The sequence below is a fragment of the Lysinibacillus sp. NPDC097195 genome (assembly GCF_044762075.1).
Taxonomy (GTDB): domain Bacteria; phylum Bacillota; class Bacilli; order Bacillales_A; family Planococcaceae; genus Lysinibacillus.
Map to the genome: position 1 here is coordinate 1095957 of NZ_JBIWDP010000001.1, position 22030 is coordinate 1117986.

Annotated in this window: 22 protein-coding genes; 17 read left to right on the top strand and 5 right to left on the bottom strand. The window is 35.9% G+C overall.

Annotated elements, in window-relative coordinates; genetic code table 11:
* Positions 1-51: 51 nt before the first annotated feature.
* A complete protein-coding gene (locus ACIQXI_RS05665) occupies positions 52-1215 on the bottom strand; it encodes an aminotransferase class I/II-fold pyridoxal phosphate-dependent enzyme (RefSeq protein WP_402922431.1) in 1164 nt (387 codons plus the stop codon).
* A gap of 235 nt (positions 1216-1450) precedes the next feature.
* Here ACIQXI_RS05665 and ACIQXI_RS05670 point away from each other — a divergent pair, with 235 nt between their 5' ends.
* A complete protein-coding gene (locus tag ACIQXI_RS05670; RefSeq protein WP_402922433.1) occupies positions 1451-2263 on the top strand; it encodes a hypothetical protein in 813 nt (270 codons plus the stop codon).
* Positions 2264-2310: 47 nt separating this feature from the next.
* On the opposite strand, the gene ACIQXI_RS05675 is transcribed toward ACIQXI_RS05670, so the two are convergent.
* Positions 2311-3105: an enoyl-CoA hydratase/isomerase family protein gene (locus tag ACIQXI_RS05675; protein WP_402922435.1), complete on the bottom strand. Its 795-nt coding sequence runs from the start codon at positions 3103-3105 to the stop codon at positions 2311-2313.
* A gap of 357 nt (positions 3106-3462) precedes the next feature.
* Between ACIQXI_RS05675 and ACIQXI_RS05680 the strand changes: the two genes are divergently transcribed.
* The gene (locus ACIQXI_RS05680) at positions 3463-4338 is read left to right on the top strand and encodes a tyrosine-type recombinase/integrase (RefSeq protein WP_402922437.1); all 876 of its coding nucleotides are present in this window, start codon (positions 3463-3465) and stop codon (positions 4336-4338) included.
* 43 nt (positions 4339-4381) lie between these two features.
* Here the strand turns inward: ACIQXI_RS05680 and ACIQXI_RS05685 are convergent, their stop codons facing one another.
* The 3 genes from ACIQXI_RS05685 to ACIQXI_RS05695 form a co-directional block, all read right to left on the bottom strand.
* Entirely contained in the window at positions 4382-5236 is an 855-nt protein-coding gene (locus ACIQXI_RS05685; protein WP_402922438.1) for a transglutaminase family protein, read from the bottom strand.
* Between the two features lie 61 nt (positions 5237-5297).
* Positions 5298-6263, bottom strand: a complete 966-nt coding sequence (locus ACIQXI_RS05690; RefSeq protein ID WP_402922440.1) for an alpha-E domain-containing protein — start codon at positions 6261-6263, stop codon at positions 5298-5300.
* Positions 6217-7707, bottom strand: a complete 1491-nt coding sequence (locus tag ACIQXI_RS05695; protein ID WP_402922442.1) for a circularly permuted type 2 ATP-grasp protein — start codon at positions 7705-7707, stop codon at positions 6217-6219. Before ACIQXI_RS05695 ends, ACIQXI_RS05690 begins: the two co-directional genes overlap by 47 nt.
* A gap of 76 nt (positions 7708-7783) precedes the next feature.
* Here ACIQXI_RS05695 and ACIQXI_RS05700 point away from each other — a divergent pair, with 76 nt between their 5' ends.
* The 15 genes from ACIQXI_RS05700 (at position 7784) to ACIQXI_RS05770 (ending at position 22030) form a co-directional block, all read left to right on the top strand.
* A complete protein-coding gene (locus tag ACIQXI_RS05700) occupies positions 7784-8197 on the top strand; it encodes a hypothetical protein (protein WP_402922444.1) in 414 nt (137 codons plus the stop codon).
* A 388-nt stretch (positions 8198-8585) separates the two neighbouring features.
* Positions 8586-9545, top strand: coding sequence for a tyrosine recombinase XerC (locus ACIQXI_RS05705; RefSeq protein WP_402922446.1), 960 nt, complete (start codon positions 8586-8588; stop codon positions 9543-9545).
* 66 nt (positions 9546-9611) lie between these two features.
* The gene (locus ACIQXI_RS05710) at positions 9612-10115 is read left to right on the top strand and encodes a DinB family protein (RefSeq protein WP_402922448.1); all 504 of its coding nucleotides are present in this window, start codon (positions 9612-9614) and stop codon (positions 10113-10115) included.
* A gap of 698 nt (positions 10116-10813) precedes the next feature.
* The gene (locus ACIQXI_RS05715; RefSeq protein ID WP_402922450.1) at positions 10814-10969 is read left to right on the top strand and encodes a transcriptional regulator; all 156 of its coding nucleotides are present in this window, start codon (positions 10814-10816) and stop codon (positions 10967-10969) included.
* Positions 10966-11136, top strand: coding sequence for a transcriptional regulator (locus tag ACIQXI_RS05720; RefSeq protein WP_402922452.1), 171 nt, complete (start codon positions 10966-10968; stop codon positions 11134-11136). Before ACIQXI_RS05715 ends, ACIQXI_RS05720 begins: the two co-directional genes overlap by 4 nt.
* Before the next feature lie 356 nt (positions 11137-11492).
* Positions 11493-13187 (top strand): putative bifunctional diguanylate cyclase/phosphodiesterase, encoded by a 1695-nt coding sequence (locus tag ACIQXI_RS05725; RefSeq protein WP_402922454.1) that lies wholly within the window; start codon positions 11493-11495, stop codon positions 13185-13187.
* Positions 13188-13453: 266 nt separating this feature from the next.
* Positions 13454-13732 (top strand): CD3324 family protein, encoded by a 279-nt coding sequence (locus ACIQXI_RS05730; RefSeq protein WP_402922456.1) that lies wholly within the window; start codon positions 13454-13456, stop codon positions 13730-13732.
* Positions 13733-13861: 129 nt separating this feature from the next.
* Complete coding sequence (locus ACIQXI_RS05735; protein ID WP_402922458.1) at positions 13862-14290, top strand: GNAT family N-acetyltransferase; 429 nt, start codon at positions 13862-13864, stop codon at positions 14288-14290.
* 17 nt (positions 14291-14307) lie between these two features.
* Positions 14308-14880 carry a GNAT family N-acetyltransferase gene (locus ACIQXI_RS05740; RefSeq protein ID WP_402922460.1) on the top strand — a complete coding sequence of 191 codons (573 nt, stop codon included), beginning with the start codon at positions 14308-14310 and terminating at the stop codon, positions 14878-14880.
* 117 nt (positions 14881-14997) lie between these two features.
* On the top strand, positions 14998-15450 hold the full coding sequence (locus ACIQXI_RS05745) for a hypothetical protein (RefSeq protein ID WP_402922462.1): 453 nt from the start codon (positions 14998-15000) through the stop codon (positions 15448-15450).
* 24 nt (positions 15451-15474) lie between these two features.
* Entirely contained in the window at positions 15475-15972 is a 498-nt protein-coding gene (locus ACIQXI_RS05750; protein WP_402922464.1) for a kinase, read from the top strand.
* 207 nt (positions 15973-16179) lie between these two features.
* Positions 16180-16683 carry a GNAT family N-acetyltransferase gene (locus ACIQXI_RS05755; protein ID WP_402922466.1) on the top strand — a complete coding sequence of 168 codons (504 nt, stop codon included), beginning with the start codon at positions 16180-16182 and terminating at the stop codon, positions 16681-16683.
* A 124-nt stretch (positions 16684-16807) separates the two neighbouring features.
* The gene (locus tag ACIQXI_RS05760; RefSeq protein WP_402922468.1) at positions 16808-16984 is read left to right on the top strand and encodes a hypothetical protein; all 177 of its coding nucleotides are present in this window, start codon (positions 16808-16810) and stop codon (positions 16982-16984) included.
* Positions 16985-17443: 459 nt separating this feature from the next.
* Entirely contained in the window at positions 17444-19486 is a 2043-nt protein-coding gene (locus tag ACIQXI_RS05765; protein ID WP_402922470.1) for a helix-turn-helix domain-containing protein, read from the top strand.
* 375 nt (positions 19487-19861) lie between these two features.
* Entirely contained in the window at positions 19862-22030 is a 2169-nt protein-coding gene (locus ACIQXI_RS05770; RefSeq protein ID WP_402922471.1) for an acetate--CoA ligase family protein, read from the top strand.

The window sequence follows — 22030 nt, forward strand, 5'->3', positions numbered from 1 at the left end:
AATGATAAAAATAGCATGTGATAGAAAATACCTTATCACATGCTTTATTTGTTAGATGGAGACGTTTTTCAGACGTTTTACGGCTTCTTGCAACACTTCGTTTGGTTGAACAAGGGCAAGGCGTAGATAACCTTGTCCTGCAGTGCCAAATACGGTTCCTGGTACGGTTACAACACCAATTTGTTCGATAAGCTTAAATGCCAAGTCTGTACAGTCAATATCGTATGGATATCTTGCCCAAACGAACATACCACCATCTGAAGGGGCTGCATCCCAACCTAGGTCACGTAAGCCGTTCATTAATGTTTGATGACGTTCTGAGAATATTGCACGTAAGTTTTCTGTAATTTCTTCTGCATTATCTAATGCTACGACAGCAGCATCTTGAATCGGCTCAAAAATACCAAAATCTAAATTTGATTTAAGTTGTTTTAAGACAGCAATCATTTCGGCATTACCAGCAATATAGGCAATTCGTGTACCAGCTAAGCTAAAGCTTTTTGAAAGGGAGTTGATTTCCATCCCAACTTCTTTTGCCCCTGGCGTTGCTAAAAAGCTAATTGGACCATCCCCTGTAAAATAAAACTCAGAGTAAGCTGCATCATGAAGAACGATAACATTATATTTTTTAGCAAAAGCAATGACCTTTTCAAAATAAGCAATGGAAGGCATTGCAGGTACAGGATTACCAGGGAGATTTAATATTAGTAGTTTTGCCTTTTGAGCAATCTCTTCTGGTACTGCATCTAGATCTGGTAAATAATCGTTTTCTGCTGTTTGTGGCATATAGTAGGGTGTTGCACCTGCAAGATGGATGCCAGCATCGTAAGCTACATACGCTGGGTTAGTTGATAGAACAATATCTCCTGGATCACAAAATGCGATAGGTAGATGGACCAAACCTTCTTGAGAACCAATTGTTTGGATAATTTCACTTGCAGGATCTAAATCCACATTACTACGGCGTTTATAGTAACGGCTCACGGCATCATAAAAACGTTGTGTGCCTGTTAACGTATAGCCATATGATTCTGCTAAACCCGCTCTATACGATAATTGCTCACGAATTTTCGCATGCGGTGGAAGATCAGGGCTACCTAAGCTTAAATCAATTAAAGACATGCCTTTTTCTTGTTGTTGTTTGGCAAAATTCTTTAAATCTCCGAAAATTGCTGGGGTAAATAATGACATTTTTTTAGATGGTACGATTTTCAATCTAGTACACTCCTTATAGTTGTATAACAGAATAGTAGTTCACATTTTATCATACTAAAGCACAGAAAGGGAAAGTTATTCTGAAAAAAGAATATATTCTTGTAATGGAGAAGATGCTTGCATAGGCTAGCAGAAATATTTAAGCTTATATGACAGATGATGATGGCTTGTTGATTATTTACTCAATATAGAGCATTTTTTCTGCTATTATGGAGCGAGGAAGGTGGCATTGGACATGAAGGTATATTCATTAAGTGGGCCAAGTGGAACTGGGAAAAGTACGAGTGCGCTAGCATTTGCTCATAAAATAGGCGTTGAAGCCATTATTGATGATGGTTTATTAATTGTAAATGGCATAAAAGTAGCGGGGGTATCAGCAAAATTTGAGAAAAATACAATAACGGCTGTCCGTCGGGCAATTTTTACGGATGAGGGTCATCGTGAGGAAGTGATGAAAGCACTCATTACATATAATATCCAATCGATTTTAGTGATTGGTACGTCCGATAAAATGACAAAAAACATTGCGCACCGATTAGAGCTAGGACCAATCGAAACATATTATTATGTCGAGGATATTCGCTCACAAAAAGAAATTCAAAAAGCCCGTTTTATTCGCCAAACGCAAGGGAAACATGTAATGCCAATACCTTATCGTCAAGTGGAACAAAACTTCTTTAAACGTCTTGTGCAAAAAGGCAAGGAAATTTTCACGCCAAAACGTGAAAAAATAGGTGAAACAACAATTGTTCTTCCTGATTTTCAACAAGAATATATTGCAATTGACAAACAAGTCTATGTGCAGTTATTAGCACACAGCTGCAAACAGCAAGACATTGTGCACAAGGTTGAACACATTCAGTTTATACTGGGAGAACACGCAAAGGCGACCATTGCGCTGCAATTAAAAATGCCAATTGATTATTCCATACCACGTCGTGTATATCAGTTACAGGAAGCAGTGCAACAGTCCTTTTTTCAACATTTCGGCTATGAACTAGATAACATTAACATTTACGTCCATTCCGCTTTGCAAAAAAAGAAATAAAAAACAGGTACTTCTTGCTCAAATTGACGTCAAGAGTACCTGTTTTGTTATTCTGAAGGTCTTGTAAAGTGAGGTTGACGCTTTTCTACAAAAGCTCGGCATCCTTCTGTAAAATCACTGCCTACAAATGGTGTAGAACCTTGCCATAATGTCGGTACACTGTCTACACACTCTTGTACAGCCCGTTTTACAGCAAGTAAGGAATCGGGTGACATACCGGCAACAAGCTTGCCCATGCGAATCATAAACTTATTGATGTCTTTTTCAGCAACTAAGTAGTTAAGCATACCCAGCTTAAATGCTTCCTCGGCTTTAAACATGCGGCCGGTAAACACTAAATCTTTTGTAGTAGAAGGGCCGACAAGTTGGACAAGACGCTGCGCAAATTTATTGTTTAACGTGATGCCTAATTTGCCTACGGGAATACCTAATTTTGCTTTGTCAGAGCCAATGCGTATATCACAGGCTAATGCAAGTTCTAAACCAGCGCCCATGGCAGGGCCATTAATTACCCCAATTGTGGGAATGGGCAAACGTTCGATTGTTGATATCGTTTTCTCCATATGTAAAAATGCTTCTTCTGCTTTTTCAAGAGAAATCGCGTTAAATTCTTTTATATCAGAACCTGCTGTAAAATTTTCACCAGAACCACGTAAAAGAAGTACTTTATTTTTCGGATTGTCTAAGACGTTTAAAGCAATTTTAGCTAATTGATCCCACATATTTGCTGTTAGCGCATTTTTCGCCTGGGGACGGTGAATAGTAATAATCGCAAGTCCAGCTGTTTCCTGATAAATAATCTTTGCATCCTCAGCCTCAAGACGAGTTGTTCTTACTTGCATAATTGGGAAGCCTCCTACATTAAAAGTAATACCTATATTATATAACACAAAAAAGGGGATACATTAAATAATACGAATTTCCAAGTTTTTTCAACCTGTTATACAATATAGTGTGCATTTTGTAGCAAGTGTACAACAACAGAAGGGATGCTATTGTAATAAAGCAAAAGATATGAGAAACTACCATAGGAACATTTGTTTCCTTGTGAAATAGGGTATTTGATGTTCTAGCACTATGAATTAGGATGAAATTACAGATTATCCGACACTAAGATTTTTATAAATTAATTTACATTACGCCCGATATATATTATAAAATTTAACTACCTTACGCCCAATCAATAAGGAGGAAACAAGATGGTGTCATTAAGTCAAGCAGGGCAAAGCTATTTATTGTTTTTAGAAGCCCTAAAAAAGAGTGCTGCAACAAAAAAGCAATACAATATCGATTGTCAGCAATTTTTAGCCTTTGCTAGTGAGCAAAATATTGATAATATAGACCACCAATTGAAAGAATTAATATTTATCTATAGTAGTTTTTTAAAAGAGAACTATCCAAATATTAATACATTTAATCATAAAATCGCTTCTCTTCGCAGTTTTTTAGACTTTATTTTTTTGCGAGAATGGGCTGAACCATTTGACTATGAAAGTATTTTACAGCCAAAGAAGCGAGCTAAAGAATCCTTGAAATTGCTTACAAAAGAACAGTTAATGACCATTGTAGAAGTATGGCCAACCTATTTTCAATATGCAAAAACACAAGAGCATGCTTGGCTTGCAAGAAGGAATGGCTGTATTGTGCAAATGTTTATTGAAACAGGGTGTAAGCCAGCAGAGCTTGTTCGTATGAAGTGGGCTCATCTTAACATGGATTCATCGGTTATGGAGATCGCAAATCATAATGGCAAGCGAGAAATAAGGCTTTCCTCTCTTTTTATGCAGATGTTGTTGCACTACCAAACTGCAACAGAGGGAATACACAACAAGAATGTAGGGGAATGGATGTGGGTAAGTGAGGCAAGCCAAACAAAACCAATTACGACGAAAACTATTGAACGCATTTTTCAAACAATTTCTAAAGATATCGACTTTAATGTGCGTGCGACAGATGTCCGTTATACAGTGCTACAGAGAGCGTTACAGAGTGATGAAACAATCGAAAGCATTCAACAAAAAATGGGCTATGTTCGAAAATGGGTGTTAACGGAACGAGGACAACGTTTTGAATAGTCGTGCAGTAAATTAGCAGTTACACTACTTACTGCACGTCATTTTATAAATGGCTCAATGCTTTGACATGAACTTTAACCGTTAAATGATGTTTACCGCCTGTATACACACCTTCAACAGGACTAATATCACTATAATCCCTACCAATACATAAAATAATGTGATTTTCTAATACTTCCACATTATTCGTTGGGTCTAAGCCAATCCAGCCAATGCCAGGTATCATGACTTCAACCCAAGCATGGGTGGCGATATCACCGATTAAGCCTGAATTTTCTTCGACATACAAATAGCCGCTAACGTAACGAGCGGGTATTCCTTTTGCACGTAAAATCGCAAGCATAACATGGGTGAAATCCTGACAAACACCTCTTTTTAAATCAAAGGCCTGACTGGCAGTTGTCGTGACAGTTGTTGCAGTAGGATCATAGTCAAATGTTGAATATAAATATTGCATTAAGTTGAGCGAGAATAACACTGGATTTTCTGCATGACCAATTGCATGAAAAACTTCTTCTATTTGAGCATCAGTCATATACGTAAAACTTGTTGATTTTAAGTAGGGTAAATAATGTTCATAAAAGAGCTGAGAATGAAAAATTGTCTGCATTTCGGGCGAATATTGTATGCGATGAATAAACGGAGCTCGTTGTATACTGACAATTGACGTTGTTTCTATCTCTAACTCTCGATGCTGTTCAGGAATATAAAATGTCCCCACCGTGTTGCCCCATATATCCGCATGTTCGCGTGTTAATGACGAAGGTGAAATTGCAATCCGATAGGACAGCAAGCGTTGACGCTCATCACTGCGAGGCTTTAAGCGGATAGTATTCAAACTTTGATCGACTTCAGATTCATATTGAAAAGTATTAGTATGGTGGATTTCAAATTTCATTGTGTCCGCTTCCTTCTGATTACTGACTTGCGTGTTGAAAAGGAGCTGTGCGTTGTTCCTTTCAAGCTTGTAGGCTGGGTTCATATAAATGATAAATTGTAGAAAATGCATGACCAAAATCAATACATTGACACAATCTTTCCTCCATTAAAAATATCACTTCCTCTAAGGAAGATGAAGAAATATCAATATCGTGAATTGCGGTTAACAAAGCCTTTAATGATGTGTTTAGTGCTAAAAATCGTGCTGCTACCTGATTTTTTTCGATATGAATAAATGCTTCTTCAAGTTTTTTTAGACAAACCATTATTGAACGTGGAAAATGTTCATCTTGTAATATATACTGCATAACATACATTAGTTTTGGTTGAGGATATTTACGATGAAAGGACTCTGTCGCTTTTGATAGATCAAGTAAAAACGTTCCATCAACATCAGTCCATTTACTCGTCATCTTTTTTTGTTGTTCAAGCATGATGAGCATCATTCGCATCATCTTTTCAGCACGTTCAAGCCATTTGCCGACTTGCATAAAATAAAACGGCAAATCTCGTTCCATAGAATCCTCAATTAATCCTGTAACCGTTAATGATGTCTTACGCACATTGTGTAAAAAATAATGAAGCGAAATTAACGGAAAAGGTCGTTCCCGTACCATTATTTCTTGCTGCATATATAAGTAAAAAGCATTGTGCAATTCCCAAAGCTCAATCGGGATACTATCCCGTGTTATGCGTGCATTTTCACGAATGGCTCTTAACGTAGCATGCAGTGCATTGCTATTGTTCTCGGAAAATAATAAGTATTCAATTAGAGGGTTGACGCGAATCACTTCATAGCTTGACATAAACTCTTCTTTAGATGCACAAATATCTAAAATGGCTTCCCAATGATCGAGATATTCATGTTCATTGCCAGATTGCTCCAACATATTCAACAGCTGTACTTGTAATATATGAGCATTGGTTTCTGTACGTTCACTATATCTTGCCATCCAGTATAGCGCATCGGCTACTCGACTTAGCATGCGGCAATTCCTCCTTTAATATCCATGTATCTTTGGCTCCGCCACCTTGTGATGAATTAACAACTAACGAACCTTCTTTTAATGCTACACGCGATAAACCACCTGGCAGCACAAAAATATCGTCACCCTTCATGACATAGACTCGCAAATCAACATGACAAGGATAGAACTTCCCATTCTGATATGCGGGAGCACGGGATAATTGAATGGTCGGTTGTGCAATGTACTGATGTGGATGTTTAACAATTTTTTCATGGAAATTACTGATTTCTTCGGCACTGGCGTGTGGTCCAATGAGCATATCATAGCCACCGGAAGCACTAACATTTTTTATGACTAACTCGTGTAAATGATCAAGTACCCATGCACGTTGGCAGTCATCATCCAAATGATAGGTCGTGACATTTTCTAAAATGGGCGCTTCGTTTAAATAATAGCGAATCATATCAGTTACATAACTATACATCGCTTTATCATCTGCCACACCATTACCTACAGCATTTACTATAGCAATATTTCCAGCCTTATATGCCGCTATTAAATGTGGCACCCCAAGTAAAGAATCTTGCCGAAAAACCGTAGGATCTAAAAAGTCATCATCAATGCGTCGATAAATGATATCAATTTGCTCTAAACCATAAATTGTCTTCATATAAACTTTAAGATCTTGCACAATTAAATCCCGGCCTTCTACAAGTTGAATATTAAGCTGTTGCGCTAAAAATACATGATCGTAATAGGCGGAATTAAACATACCTGCTGTTAACAAGACGGCTTTCGGTTCAACATGGGCTTGCAAAGCCGGTGGTCGATGAGAAAGGAGCGCTTTTTTCATCGTGGCCATTTGTTTTTCAAGTGATTGAATTGTATGTTTAGAAAAAAATTCAGGATATACTTCCTTCATGACATAACGATTTTGAAAAACGTAAGAAATGCCAGAAGGATTTCGTAAATTATCTTCTAACACGCGATAGACTCCATGTTCATCGCGAATTAAATCTATGCCCGCCAAAAAAATATGATTTTGAATAGGTACTTGCACGCCAAGCATTTCCGGAAAGTAATACGGATTTTGTTCAATAAGACTTCGCGGAATAACTCCGTCTGCTACAATTTGTTGTTTTGAATAAACATCATGTAGAAAACAATTTAATGCTTTAACACGCTGCTTCATCCCCGATTCAATAATAAGCCATTGGTCATGGGGGATAATAATCGGTACAAAATCAAAAGGCATTGTCCGCTCAGTCCCACCTTGAGCACCATATACAGTAAAAGTAATACCTTGTCGTAAGAAGCTTGATTGCGCTTGCTGATATTTTTCTTCTAGCTGTTCTTGTGTAAAGGCACTTAGCTTACGATAGAAGGAGAGATAATGGGGTTTCGGCTGATCACCATCTAACATTTCATCAAAAAACGAACCAGAATCATACAATCTCATCATGTGAACCGCCTCCGAATTTAAGTAGTAGTAAAAACGTGTTACACTAATAGAAATACATAAAAGGAGCTAGTAAAAAATGACAAACATTAATTTAATGCAAGCTTACGAGTTAGACAAGCTATCAAAACTTGGTTTATCTGACGAGGAGATTTTACAAACAGTAAGAACAGGGGATGTGTCTTCTTGGCGTTCATTGGTCCCAAACTTTGAATTCAATGAAACTTTGGCTCTATATGAAGAAGGCGAACAAAATCTTTTAAACGCGTTGCATGGCCATTATCGAATTAAGTATGTGACATTACCCGGCATTCAACGTTTACTCCATCTTCGTTTTAATTTAGAAGAAACAAAGAATTTTATGTTGGAAGATACAGGAATAACAAATTTAACGTGCGACGAAGAAACGTTATTGAAGATTAAAAACATGTTATCCATTAACTGGACGATAGCAACGCAAAAAGATGGTACATATCGCATTTTCGCTAAATAATTACATTTATCCATTTAATACCATGCGCATTGTGAGACGTATCGACTTGTACCATTATCCGTCTAATCATTTTTCGATTCGTCTCAACGCATAATAGTATACTAGAGTTTAATATTCATTTGACGATGGATTTATGCATGAAAATAATGTTTAATTCAAATTTCCATGTTCTATTGTGACAAATTTTAACTGTGTTTGATTAACTATGTGATTACAAAAATAATCATGATGGACAGTTGCCGATGATTTCTACTATTTAGAAATCATCTTTTTTTAGACCTAAAATAAGAACGTTTATTCTTATTTGAAAGTATTTTAGCAATAAAGTTCCCAAATTTATATTTGGGAACGTTTTTTGTGGTAAAATAGTGAAAATAGAGGTGATTTTATGCAAACGCAACTACCAAAAATATTAAAAGATTTTCTCGTTTATTTAACGACCATTAAAGGAAAATCACAGCGTACAAGAAAAGAGTATGAATACGATCTTACTTTATTCTTTCGTTTTCATTTAGCAATACAAAATGATATTGATATTACACAACTAAGCGACATTAATATTGCAACTATTACAATAGAAGAAATCCAAGACATAACATTGGAGGATCTCTATTTATTTATGGAATATTGTGAGGTGCACCGTCATAACTCTGCTTCTGCACGAGCACGAAAAGTAGCCACTCTAAAGTCATTCTTTAAATACATTAAAGGCAAACGTCGTCTAATTGAGGAAAATCCAGCTGAAGAGTTGGAAACACCTAAGATTGGGCGTCGAAAACCAATTTATATGAATATGGAAGAGGCAACACAGTTTATCGAGGGTATTCAAATACACCGTGCTTCACCGCGTAATTATTGCATGATGATGTTTTTCTTAAATCTTGGCATTCGTGTATCGGAACTTTGCCAACTCAATACTTCTTCGATTCAAGGCCGATATTTAACCGTTATCGGCAAAGGTAATAAAGAACGCACCGTTTATTTAAATGATAGTTGCCTCCAAGCATTAAAGAATTATCAGCAAAGTGGAAAAACAACTTACAAAGGCACAGGTGAAGAGCCGCTATTTGTGTCACAAAAGGGAACACGCTTTACCCGACAAACCGTGGCTAAAATCGTCAAACAAATTAACAAGCAGTCTGGCTTACAAAAGGACCACCTAACGCCACATAAACTGCGTCATACTTCTGCGACAATGATGTATAAGGCAGGGGCCGATATTCGAAGTTTACAACATATATTGGGCCACTCTAGTGTTGCGACAACACAAATTTATACCCATATTGAGGATGAACAGTTACAACATGTACTGGACAATAATCCATTTAATATCGTGGACAACAGATAGCATAGAAGAATACAAATGTGAATCTTGCATATATACATTGTAGGATTGAATAAGAGGGGGATACGAATGATTGCAACATTATTAGCCCAGTTAAAGACCACAAGAGCGCAGTTACTGAAAGAAATAGAGTTACTTAATGATAAACAATTCAATCAACGACCAGATGCGAACAGTTGGAGTATTGCACAAATATGTCATCACTTAGTGCTAGTAGAAGCGTCTACTATTAAAGCTGTTGCATGGGGATTAGCCTCACAACCAACGACACAACCACAACGGCTCAATGTACTGTTGTTAACGGATCGTACGACAAAGCTTGCAGCACCAAACATTGTGGAGCCGACAGATAAACCTTTTGAAGTGCTGCAAATGCTAACATTGTTAAGTGATACAAGGGAACAACTAACTGCTTTTTTACTTGGAATCGCAGAACCATCTTTGCTAGCGAAAAAGGCGGTTAAACATCCGGCCTTCGGTCAATTAGCACTTGACCAATGGATAGAGCAAGTGTATTTGCATGAACAACGCCACATCGAACAAATACAGGAAAGCAAAAAAATTGTCAGTTAAACTGATTTAGGAGTTAATCGCACAGCAATTATGACAAAAGAAGAAAAGCAAATGATGAAAAAAAGAACAAAACTATTGATGAAAAAAATCTACTTGGAACTTAGAGACTGCTTTATTTTCGAAGTGGTTTGGACAATCATCATGTGGATACCAAGACTCCTGATCAGGCTATCAAAAAATCTGTAATAAGACAAACAGATAAACCCGACTTCTCACTTATACGTACGGAGAAATCGGGTTTTTACTTATTCTAAGTGCATAACCTATTGACGAATCGCATAATCTGTTATATATTAAATAAAAATAATAACAACTGTTATAAAACAGTTTTCGTCAGGAGGAATTTATTATGTCTAAGTATCGACAAGGTTATGAGTTTTATTGTGAAATGTGTGAGCGCTATGGTCTTGAACCCATTTCATTCCGTTATACATCATTCAATTATCACAGGAACAACTGTCAGCTTATAATATGCAAGCAAAACAACTTGGAATTTAAAACACGGACGACAAAGGATGTGGTTATGACGGACGCCATCATAAATAGTTTTTAAAAGCCCAGTCTAACTTTTTAAGTCAACTGGGCTTTTATAAATATGAAAGAAATTTCAGAAAAATTATTGACTGTAAGGTTTAACTGTTATATATTATTAATACAAAAACACAACTGTTATAGTACAAAATTGGGAGGTAATTAGTATGGTACAGTATCGACAAGGTTATGAATACTATTGCAAAAAATGCGAGCAATTTAATTTAGAGCCTATTAATTTTTATTATTACATGAAAAAGTTATCGCAGGAACAATTAGCGTATTACAATGAAGCAGCGCAAGAAAGGGAGTTCATTGGATGACAGATTATCGACAAGGTTATGAATTTTATCGCCAAATATGTGTGAATTATGGCTTAGAGCCCGTTAACTTTCACTACTATATTTTAAATTTATCACATGAACAACTGAATGCTTATAATGAACAAGCAAAAATCGTTGGAGGTTTAATAGAATATGAAGTCTCATAACATGTAAAATGCCTTACTGCCCGACTGTGACAGTAAGGCATTTTATATTTATATAATATTCGTCAATTTTGTTTAAAAGGTAAATAGTATAATTACAGTATAAACAGTAGGTCAAATGTAATTATCAGTCATGAAAATTCACTAAAATTAGTGCGTTAAAAGTCATTATTTTATGTCTAAATTATAGAAATGTTTAGTATTAGAAATTTGCAGATCATATATTTGGGTTGAATTAACTGCTTTTCTAAGACTATAATATAATTACATAAAAAAGGGCCATCTACCACAACTTTATACCTTATTACTAGATAAAGACAAAGTACTAAACCCTCTATTTTAATGAACGGAGAATGAAGATGATGAATATCACGCCTAGTAGTATAAATCAAGTGAACTACAGCTTGAAAGAATTACAAGATATTTTTTCAGCAATGAACAGTTCGATCATCGTTGCTATTACAGACCGGACCGGAAAAATTACTTTTGTTAATGATCATTTTTGTAAAATTTCTAAATATACGCGTGAAGAATTAATTGGACAAGATCACCGTTTGCTTAACTCAGGCTTCCATCCAAAATCTTTTTTCAGAGAAATGTGGAAAACTATCGGAAAAGGTGATATGTGGAATGGAGAAGTGTGCAATCGTGCAAAAGATGGTAGTTTATATTGGGTAAAAACAACAATCATTCCTTTTCTCGATGATCATGACAAACCTTATCAATATATTGCGATTCGAGTAGATATCACCGCGCAAAAAGACATAAAAAAGATTACACATATTGCTTATCATGATGAATTAACAGGGTTACCAAACCGTCGTAAATTAGAACAACGTTTAGAAAATGAATTACATCAATCCCGACGCACAAGTGAGAAGTTTGCGTTATTTTTCATTGATGTAAATCGTTTTAAAAACATTAATGATGGACTTGGCCACATCATCGGCGATATGTTTCTAATAGAAATGGCAAATCGTTTGCGAAATGTAGACTATACTTCCAATTCTTTTTATCGTCATAATAGTGATGAATTCGTTATGATATTAAATGATGTATCGCGTATCGAGGAAATGGCAAAAGAAATTATCGCTGTTTTTAATGACAGCTTTATCGTAGATGCCTATGAATTTTATGCCAGTATAAGTATTGGTATTAGCATTTTTCCTGATCACGCCAATTCCATAGAAGATTTATTGAAAAATGCTGATATTGCTATGTATGCTGCAAAATCAACTCGAGGTAATCAATATAGGCTATATCGCCATAATATGGATGAGGCAAATGACAAGTGGTTATTACTTGAAACGAAACTCCATCAAGCATTAAAAAATGATTTATTAGAGCTGCATTATCAACCAAAAATCGATTTAAAGACAGATCAAGTAATAGGTATGGAGGCATTGCTACGTTGGTATGATCCGCAGTTAGGACAAATGCCACCGGATCGCTTTATCCCGTTTGCAGAAGAATGCGGTCTAATTAATGATATTGGTGTATGGGTATTACATAAAGCTTGTGCACAAGTTTGTGCATGGAATCAAACATTTGATTTAAATTTACGCGTAGCAGTTAATATTTCACCTATTCATATTAGCACACCAGGATTTGTGGAAATGGTTCGTGGTGTCGTTGCAGAAACAAATATTGACCCGCACTTATTAGAAATAGAAATTACAGAAATGAGTATGCTTGATTATACAGAAGAATTAATCAATACAATTGAAGAGCTACGCGCTTTAGGTATTACAATTGCATTAGACGATTTCGGTACAGGCTATTCATCATTAAATTATTTAAAAAAATTCCCTGTTGATGTATTGAAAATAGATCGAGCTTTTGTGCGTGATATTTTGCCAGAGAATACGGGTATCGCAATGATTTCAGCAATGATCTCATTGGCACATGCGCTGAACCTCCAAGTAGTTGCTGAAGGAGTCGAAGAGGAAGCGGAATTAAATGTGCTACGTGAGCATGGCTGTGACTATGTACAAGGCTATTATTTTAGCAAGCCGTTATCAGTAGAAGACTTTACTACAAACATTTTAAAATAAACTTGTTAATGAACACTAGCTTTTTAGTAGAGCTAGTGTTCTATTTAAAACAATAGTTTACATAATATAATTATGACCTATATTATAAGTCATTTACATTTTCTTATATCAATGTGGTACAATTTGGAATATATAAGCTCCAAGAAGGAGGATTGGTCCTATGAGAAAGAACACAATTTTTGCATAGCAAAGGCTATTGCATAAGACGAATAAAATAAATAGCCTTTGCTCTTCCTAAAAAACATTAAACATTTAGGAGTGCAAATATGAGCTATCAAAAAGCAAATAAACTGTTACCAGCAGAATTAATCACTTTAATTCAAAACTACGTAGACGGTGAAACTATTTATATCCCCCGAAGACAAGACCGTAAAAAGAGTTGGGGGGCGGGTACTACTACAAGAAATGAATTAGCTGAAAGAAACAAACGTATTTATCACGATTATCTTTCAGGCGCTGATATGGGAACTTTGAGTACAAGCTATTACTTATCTATAAAGAGTATTCAACGGATTATATTAAAGGAAAAAAGAAACAATATTTGAAATAAGCTATGTGGTTTTTTACCACATGGCTTATTTTCTTTTATAAAACAACGATAAGGTTTTTCCTAATATGACAGGCTTATATAATGAAACTATCGTCAGCATATGAGCTAGTAGGAGAGATAATAAATGCCATTTTATATAACAAAAGAAGTAAATAGACAAGCCAAGGAACGGATAGAAAACGAGCTATATAAATTTAATGTAAAGCATTTTCCGGAGGATTTAAGAGGCAAATATGAAGAAATCCAGCTATTCCTAAAAGATGAGAATAATCATATACGTGGTGCCATTCTTCCAGAAATATGTTGGAATTGGTTAGAAATTCATTCGTTTTTAATCGAAGAGAATATACGAAAATGTGGATTCGGCACAAAATTATTAGTAGCGCTTGAAGATATCGCTTTTGCGAAACAATGTGATTTTATCAAGGTAGACACATTAAGCTTTCAAGCGTTAGGTTTTTATGAAAAACACGGATATCAACTGTTTGGAACATTAAACAACGTAGGTAGAGATTTTCAGCATTACTATTTAAAAAAGGATTTAACACCTTGAAAGATGGAGGAAATACTGTGGACACTTTATTTACAATTGATTGTGGTGACGTTTTATTAAGAGAGTTTCGTGTGGAAGATGTAGATGCCATTTATGAACTTACTTCACAACCGGAAGTATATGCATTTTTGCCCGATTGGCGTTCAACAAGAGAACAAAGGCTTAATTGGCTTTTGCAGTACGAGATACCAGCAAACAAAGCGTTTTTATCAGCATTGCCGAATATCATTGATCAAAATTACTTAAAGCTAGGCATCATATTAAAGGAAACTGGTGAATTTATCGGCTTTTGCAATACCGGCTTGAAAGAGGAACTGCGTGAACCAAACCGCGAAATTGCTTATGCTATGTCAAAACATTACATAAATCGCGGATATACAACGCAAGCAGTAAAGGGACTAATAAAATTTTTGTTCGAGCAGACAAATGTGGAACGATTAAATACAATCGTCCAACCTTGTAATGTAAGTTCAGCCAAAGTGATTGCAAAATGCAACTTTCAATTTATAGAAAATATTGAAATAGAAGAGCTTGTTTTTGCACATTATACATTGCAGAAAGAGGATTGGAGAAAGAGCAAAAAATATTAGTTTGGTAGACGTTAATCTTCATGGTTAACGTCTTTTCTTGTACAATAGCTATTATTCGCCACATATTTTATGGTAATATAAGGAATTGGTATTAATTGATTATTTCAGTAAGGGGGGATGAGTATTACAAAATGGATAATATATGTAGTAGTTCTTCTTGGTGCTTGTTTATCAGGTTGTGCAAATACTACTCTTCAAGGGGATAGCCCACCTAAAGTTGTTATTGACATAGCAAATGTCAGTTATCCAACTAAGCTTGGTACATATTGTTGGCAAGAAAAATGTGTTGATACATCGGGTCCAATCGACATGTTAAAAGAGAGCGAGCCCATGAAAGTGAGAACAGGAGAAACTATTAAGCTGAAAATGGAGGTTGAACTACCACCAACATCGATGGAACTCTCTATATTGAACGAAAATGAGGAGAAAATCAGTATGGAGCTGCAAGATTTTCATTTTGCAGCACCAACACAAAAAGGAATTTATTATTTCTCTTTTAGTCTTAGATGGCAGAAGGACAATATTTCGATTGGAGATGCCCTTTATGCTTTTGCATTAGAGGTGGATTAATACTGCATGTTTGGAGGTAGAAAAATGACATCAAAGCTAATTATAATACGTGGAAACGCTGGCAGTGGAAAAACAACGACAGCAAAATTATTACAAGAGCAATTGGGACGTGGTACGCTACTTGTTTCACAGGATGTCGTGCGTCGTGACATGTTGAAAGTGCAAGATAGAGAAGGAAATCTATCCATAGAATTAATGCGTCAAATAGCGGAATACGGCAAGGATAAATGCTCATTTGTCATTGTCGAAGGAATCTTATATAAAAGCCTTTATGGTGATATGCTCAAGAGTTTAATTCAATTGTATGCGCCAATGACTTATAGTTATTATTTTGATTTATCATTTGAGGAAACAGTTAAACGACATCAAACAAGGCCACAAAAGAAGGACTTTGGGGAAGAGTCTTTACGTGCCTGGTGGAGACCCCATGATTACCTTGAAGTGGCAGGTGAAATACGATTGTCGAATGAACTGTCTCAACAAGATGTCGTCAATTTAATAATGAAACAATTGTCGAAGTAACTAGCATTTCTCTGTAAGCAACTCATTCAATAGATAGTCAGCACTTGTATATACAACTATTATAATAAATGTTAAAATTTATTAACAATTGAATAATATCTATATTCAATTTTCATTACAATGTATAGGAGTAGCTGCCAATAACAAATACCTATTTTACTATTTTTGTCTAACATTGACGTCAAAAATGATAATAGGAGATGAATAATGCTAGAATTACACTCGAAAAGATTAAGAATATTACCATTAAATGCGGAAAATCTAAAAAATCTTATTGATGATCCAAAGCTCTTAGCCCAGCAATTATCTTTAACATCATCCGATAATTTTTTAGATTCAGCACTGCAACAAGCGCTGGAAATTCGACTTTCCAAGTTATTAGGGGACAAGGAAAATTATATTTGGTATACCAATTGGTTAATTGTCTTGAAAAGTCATAATTGCAGTATTGGCGGGATTATGTTAAAAGGTACTCCCAATAACAAAGGTGAGGTCATAATAGGGTATTACACGTTATCGGATTACCAAGGTAACGGCTATATGACAGAAACAATTGTTGTGTTAAAAGACTGGTTGTTAAGCCAAGCGCATGTAAAGTCGGTTGTTGCTGATACAGAAAAAAATAATTTCGCATCGCATAGAGTATTAGAAAAAGCAGGTGCTGTTTTTTATAAAGAAACAGCAGATTTATATTATTGGCGTTTTATTTAAAAATAGTACTTAACCAAAAGTCCTCATGTTAATATGAGGACTTTTTTTACTATAAAGGAATGCTTAACAAGTAAGTGAAATGGCTTGTTCTTAATGGCTTGTTTGGCAGCCAGAGAGGTGAGCAATGTCCCCCGTGATTAACAAGTATGATGAGAAACCTGTTGTTAAATGGGTTATTGTGGAGCGTAACGAAGAGGTACAAAAGGGATTATTGCCAGTATCTGTCCTCGTATGGATTGGAGTCGTTAGTTTGTTCGTTATTTTTGCCTCTTTATTAAAGCTGTACCTATGGAGCAAATAAATCAAGACTCCTTACAATAACGTTTAAAGACCTCATTTTGTGGAAATGAGGTATCGACAAATGGCTCAAGTATTTCACTCTTGTGGCCTTTTGTCGTTTTTTAATACAAATAGTAATCTCTATACTTCCTTTAACTAGACTTCTATTACTTTATTTATTCTTATTGCTTTAAATTGTTCCTTTGCAATTTTAGCTTGTAATAGGAATCGATAATACGCTGTTTCCATATCTATACAGTTGATTGGAGCGGAAGATTGGCGACTCCTGTGGAAAAGCAGCAACACGTAGCGGAAATCCCTATGAGTTGTCATCAATGTTTCTGTAAACTAAGACCTACTAATTAACACTATCCAGAAGATAAATATAGAATATTCTGTTAACTGGTGATAAAATTATTAATATAAACATATAATACAAGTTACAAGTCAAGCTGTTCGCATTTTTTCAAGGAGGTATTCAATGATAAATAAAACGGATTACGAGACTGTTGCCTTTAACCAATTGGAAATGCTTCGAAATGAAATTAATAGAACGAAAATGAATAGAAAATTATTCAATAAAATTGATAACTATTATGTACTTTGTATTTATGAACAACAGAAAATAGCACGTAATGATCATAACAGCAAAGCGATTACAATGACTAAAAATGTAATATCGAGTTCCTTTGTCATTTGGGACCACACGTATAAAGAAAGTGAACAATTATTTATGAATTTACGGATATCTTCTAGAAATCGCGTCATCATAGAGATATCTAAAAACGTTGTTTCACTATTACTGCAAAAATATGAGGACCAGCTAAACGAAGCGCAAAAGAGTAAATTCGCTCATAATTCCGCACTTCATTTTGAGCAATATGTTCATCGAGTAGAGGAAATCATTAGAGCTAATACTTTTCTTGGTGAGGATACAGCATGGGAGGAATTGTGTTCATGGTTTCAAGTATATTTAACAGAATGGATTCTTGAAGAGCTAGAAAGTGTCTATGGCTTTGAAACGATGCATCAGATGAGCGCAGGAGAACTAAATGAATTATTTTATAAGCAATTGACGAAAAATTTGGCATCCAACGAAACATTTCTTTCTAAATATACAAATATTGTAAATAACTATATGACCGACTGGTTTTATAAAATTAGTGCGTCAATGAAGCTAGCAGATTTAACAGCAGCAGAAATTGAAACAATGCTCCAAATCGCCACACCAAGCAATCAAGATTCGCTGTCACTAAGCAAAATGATTACTTCAACTTTAGGAGTAGAACAACATCTACATGTGATGAATAATGCACCTTACCAATATGTCAGGGAAGCATTATATAAAAATAGTTTTCATAGTATTGATAACACACCGTGGCCTACTACCCCATTATATAAAGGGAATTTAGAAGGTATCATTCAAATTCGGCCATTTCAAACTTCAGAGCATTCGAAAACTTCTCCATGGCTGCTTGAAAAAGCGTATAAACAAGCGCAAAACTTAACTGATTTAGACGTGGATATGTTTGATGCTTTATGTAGTATTTTTTTATCAAAAGCACGCCATACAGAGGATATTATTGAAATCCACTTTAATGATTTATTGATGATTCGTGGTTTAAAACCTAAGTTAGGTGGGGAAGGGCGTAGAGGCGGCTATGAGCAACAACAAAAGGACAAGGTTTTGCAATCGCTTACAAAAATACAAAGTTTATGGCTTGAATTAAACAAAGCGACTGTTTATGAAAAGGGAAAAGCCGTTCAAACACAGCTACAAGGGCGAACATTCCTTTTTGTCGATCCTAACCGCAATGAATATGATATCGCCCAATTAAATAATCAAAAGACCTTTACCTTTACAGTGGATAAAGTCTTTACCAAGTATTTGTATGGCTCCGGAAGACAAATTGCGCTGTTACCGATTCAAACCTTACACTACAATCCCTACAGTCAAAAGTGGGAAAAAAGGTTGGCAAGATATTTAAGTTGGCGCTGGAGAACGCAAGCAAGAAAAGGAGATTTCTTGCAGCCTAATAAAATTCGGACATTACTAGAAGCCATAGGCGAAAATATAAATGAGCGCACACCTTCTCGTACAAGAGATCGTTTAGAAAAAGCTTTGGATCAGTTGCTTGAAGATGGCGTACTATCTGCTTGGCATTATCATAAATGGGATGAAACAATTGCTAATAATAAAGGATGGGTACGCTTATGGTTAGACTCAACGATCCTTGTTGAGCCACCTGACATTATTAAAGAACAGTATCGGTCGATTGAAAAGACTAAAAATACAGTACATTATACAATGGATATCCAAGATAATGCTCAGCATAAAGCAAAGGGTGCCACAATTGGCAAGCAATTACGAGCGATCCGCAAACAGTATGATTTATCCCTGTTACAAGTATCAGAAGAGCTTGAAATATCGCCTTCTTATATTAGCAATATAGAAAGAGGCGTAAAAACACCATCTGTCAAAATTCAAAATATGATTAATCGTTGGATGCAAAAATTTTATTAAAAAAATATTGGAATAGGAAAACTGCCTTTTTAATCGTGCCAATACGGTATGGAAAGGCAGTTTTTTTTGTGAAATCAGGCTTCTTTTATCTTGTACATTTGTTATCTTTTCATCAATTTTAGTTAAATTGCTAGCTATTATCCTTCCCATAAGTCGAGGCTATTGTGTGTAGATGTCGGGGTTAGTGTGCACAGAAAATAAAATGTGAACAATTTAAACCTTGCTATGCCTATGTTTTTCTACCGTTTTTCTTTTTTTTACTCCCTAATAATTAAATCATTTTACATATACTTTTTTCTGAATATTTAAAATACGTTCGTTACAATAGACAACATAATCAAATGTTTTTCTATTATTCGATACCGAGGTGAAATAATGACGAAAGAAATAAAAGCTTATGAAACGCTAGAACCTTTGTTTAATCCAAAGTCAGTTGCAGTACTAGGTGCTTCCACGAATCCATATAAAATTGGTTATATTCAATTGAAAGCGCTTATAGACGGTGGGTTTGCAGGAGATATTTATCCGATTAACCCAAAAGCAAGTGAAATAGAAGGATGTACTTGTTACCCTTCAATCAATGCTGTTCCAGGCGAAGTAGATTTAGCAATCTTTTGTGTAGGTGCAGAACAAATTCTGGACAATCTTTTACAATGTGCGAAAAAGAATGTGAAAGCGGCCATTATTTTTGCATCTGGATTCTCTGAAACAGGAGAAGAAGGTATCTTGTTGCAAGAGCAATTAGCGAGCATTGCAAAGGAACACGGCATTCGAATTATCGGTCCAAACTGTGTGGGATTAGTGAACACAACAAATGGCATGATTGGCACGTTCTCTCCAGCCATATTAGCAGTACCATTGCATGAAGAAAAAGCAGTGGGCTACGTTTCGCAAAGTGGCGCATTTGGTGTTTTAACATATATGGCTGCTGCTCAAAATGGCTTAAGCTTTAATTATTTTGCAAGTGTCGGCAACGAAATGGAAACAGAATTTTCAGATGTCGTGGAATACATGATTCATGATCCAAAAACAAAAGTAATTACAGGCTATCTAGAAGGAGCCAAAGATATTAAAAAGCTTCGACGATTAGCGAAAGAAGCGCTTGATCAAAAAAAGCCAATTGCATTAATGAAAACAGGGAAAAGTTCAGCTGGCAGTAGAGCAGCTGCATCGCATACTGGGTCACTTGCGGGTTCAGATTTAATTTATGATGCGTTTTTCAGACAAAGTGGCATTGTCCGAGTAGATGACTACGAGGATATTATTACGTTCTCAAAACTATTTTTATCGAATCGACTACCACAAGGTAAAAACACTGTGTTAATTACAAGTTCTGGTGGGCGTGGCATTAACGAGGCAGATCGCTGCGAAGGTTTAGGATTAAATATTCTACCCCTTAGCGAGAAAACAAAAACCGAGATTAAAAAGCATATTCCTTCTTTCGGAAGTGCGCTTAATCCAATTGACTTAACAGCCGCCGCTTCCGTAACGAATCCGGAACTATATATTGCGCCATTACGCGCGCTTGTAGCAGATCCAGAAGTGCATAATATTATTTTAACGGAATTCCCATTGTATTGGGAGGCGGATAATCCGCATTTACAAGAGTTTATTGATATTTGTAAAAACTCCGATAAATTTGTGTTTATTACGACATTCCCATTAGATGGCATGTCTGTCCCTAAAGGAAAAGATGAACTTGAGAAAAATGGCATTCCCGTTATTCCGGGTAATTTAAATCCAATTAAAGGCTTAGCAAAGCTTGTTGAGTATAGTGAATATTATCACAAACATCAGCAATCCAACAGCGAAGAAGAGGATACATCGAAGCAACAATTAGATATGGCCCTTGTATCGGGCACTACTTTAAGTGAAGCGCAAGCAACAAACATTTTAGATCTTTATGGCATCCCAACGACAAAACGGACTGTAGCGACAACGGCGGAGGAAGCGGTGCAATTTGCAAATTCGATTGGATACCCAGTCGTATTAAAAGTTGATTCTGCAGACATCCCTCATAAAACGGAAGCAGATGCTATTCGACTTAATGTCCAATCAGCGACCGAAGTAATGAAAGCGTTTACTGATATTTATCATAATGCAAGGAACTATAAAGCTGATGCGCATATAAATGGCATCGCTGTACAAGAAATGTTACCTGAAGGGATAGAAGTAATTGTCGGAGCGACAAAAGATCCGAATTTTGGTCCTGTCGTTATGTTTGGATTAGGTGGGATTTTTGTTGAAGTATTTAAAGATATTTCGTTTAGAGTAGCTCCACTTACAAGAGCCGATGCTGTAGAGATGATTGAAGAAGTCAAAGGGAAGGCGTTACTAAAAGGTGCACGCGGAAAAGCACATAGCGATATCGAAGCGATTATAGACGTGTTGCTAAAAGTATCGAAACTTGTTACGGAAAATGAAGCAGTTATTGAAGAATTAGATATTAATCCTTTAATCGTTTATGAAGACGGTGTAAAAGCGGCAGATGCGATGATAGTCGTAAGTCGAGATAGTTTAGAAAAGTCAGTTGTCGGGGGGTAA

Coding starts and splice junctions, on each gene's coding strand:
- ACIQXI_RS05765 (WP_402922470.1), top strand. CDS start 17,444: ATGATAAATAAAACGGATTACGAGACTGTTGCCTTTAACCAATTGGAA.
- ACIQXI_RS05735 (WP_402922458.1), top strand. CDS start 13,862: ATGCCATTTTATATAACAAAAGAAGTAAATAGACAAGCCAAGGAACGG.
- ACIQXI_RS05750 (WP_402922464.1), top strand. CDS start 15,475: ATGACATCAAAGCTAATTATAATACGTGGAAACGCTGGCAGTGGAAAA.
- ACIQXI_RS05745 (WP_402922462.1), top strand. CDS start 14,998: ATGAGTATTACAAAATGGATAATATATGTAGTAGTTCTTCTTGGTGCT.
- ACIQXI_RS05685 (WP_402922438.1), bottom strand. CDS start 5,236: ATGAAATTTGAAATCCACCATACTAATACTTTTCAATATGAATCTGAA.
- ACIQXI_RS05725 (WP_402922454.1), top strand. CDS start 11,493: ATGATGAATATCACGCCTAGTAGTATAAATCAAGTGAACTACAGCTTG.
- ACIQXI_RS05760 (WP_402922468.1), top strand. CDS start 16,808: ATGTCCCCCGTGATTAACAAGTATGATGAGAAACCTGTTGTTAAATGG.
- ACIQXI_RS05720 (WP_402922452.1), top strand. CDS start 10,966: ATGACAGATTATCGACAAGGTTATGAATTTTATCGCCAAATATGTGTG.
- ACIQXI_RS05705 (WP_402922446.1), top strand. CDS start 8,586: ATGCAAACGCAACTACCAAAAATATTAAAAGATTTTCTCGTTTATTTA.
- ACIQXI_RS05680 (WP_402922437.1), top strand. CDS start 3,463: ATGGTGTCATTAAGTCAAGCAGGGCAAAGCTATTTATTGTTTTTAGAA.
- ACIQXI_RS05770 (WP_402922471.1), top strand. CDS start 19,862: ATGACGAAAGAAATAAAAGCTTATGAAACGCTAGAACCTTTGTTTAAT.
- ACIQXI_RS05695 (WP_402922442.1), bottom strand. CDS start 7,707: ATGATGAGATTGTATGATTCTGGTTCGTTTTTTGATGAAATGTTAGAT.
- ACIQXI_RS05675 (WP_402922435.1), bottom strand. CDS start 3,105: ATGCAAGTAAGAACAACTCGTCTTGAGGCTGAGGATGCAAAGATTATT.
- ACIQXI_RS05700 (WP_402922444.1), top strand. CDS start 7,784: ATGACAAACATTAATTTAATGCAAGCTTACGAGTTAGACAAGCTATCA.
- ACIQXI_RS05755 (WP_402922466.1), top strand. CDS start 16,180: ATGCTAGAATTACACTCGAAAAGATTAAGAATATTACCATTAAATGCG.
- ACIQXI_RS05690 (WP_402922440.1), bottom strand. CDS start 6,263: ATGCTAAGTCGAGTAGCCGATGCGCTATACTGGATGGCAAGATATAGT.
- ACIQXI_RS05670 (WP_402922433.1), top strand. CDS start 1,451: ATGAAGGTATATTCATTAAGTGGGCCAAGTGGAACTGGGAAAAGTACG.
- ACIQXI_RS05730 (WP_402922456.1), top strand. CDS start 13,454: ATGAGCTATCAAAAAGCAAATAAACTGTTACCAGCAGAATTAATCACT.
- ACIQXI_RS05715 (WP_402922450.1), top strand. CDS start 10,814: ATGGTACAGTATCGACAAGGTTATGAATACTATTGCAAAAAATGCGAG.
- ACIQXI_RS05710 (WP_402922448.1), top strand. CDS start 9,612: ATGATTGCAACATTATTAGCCCAGTTAAAGACCACAAGAGCGCAGTTA.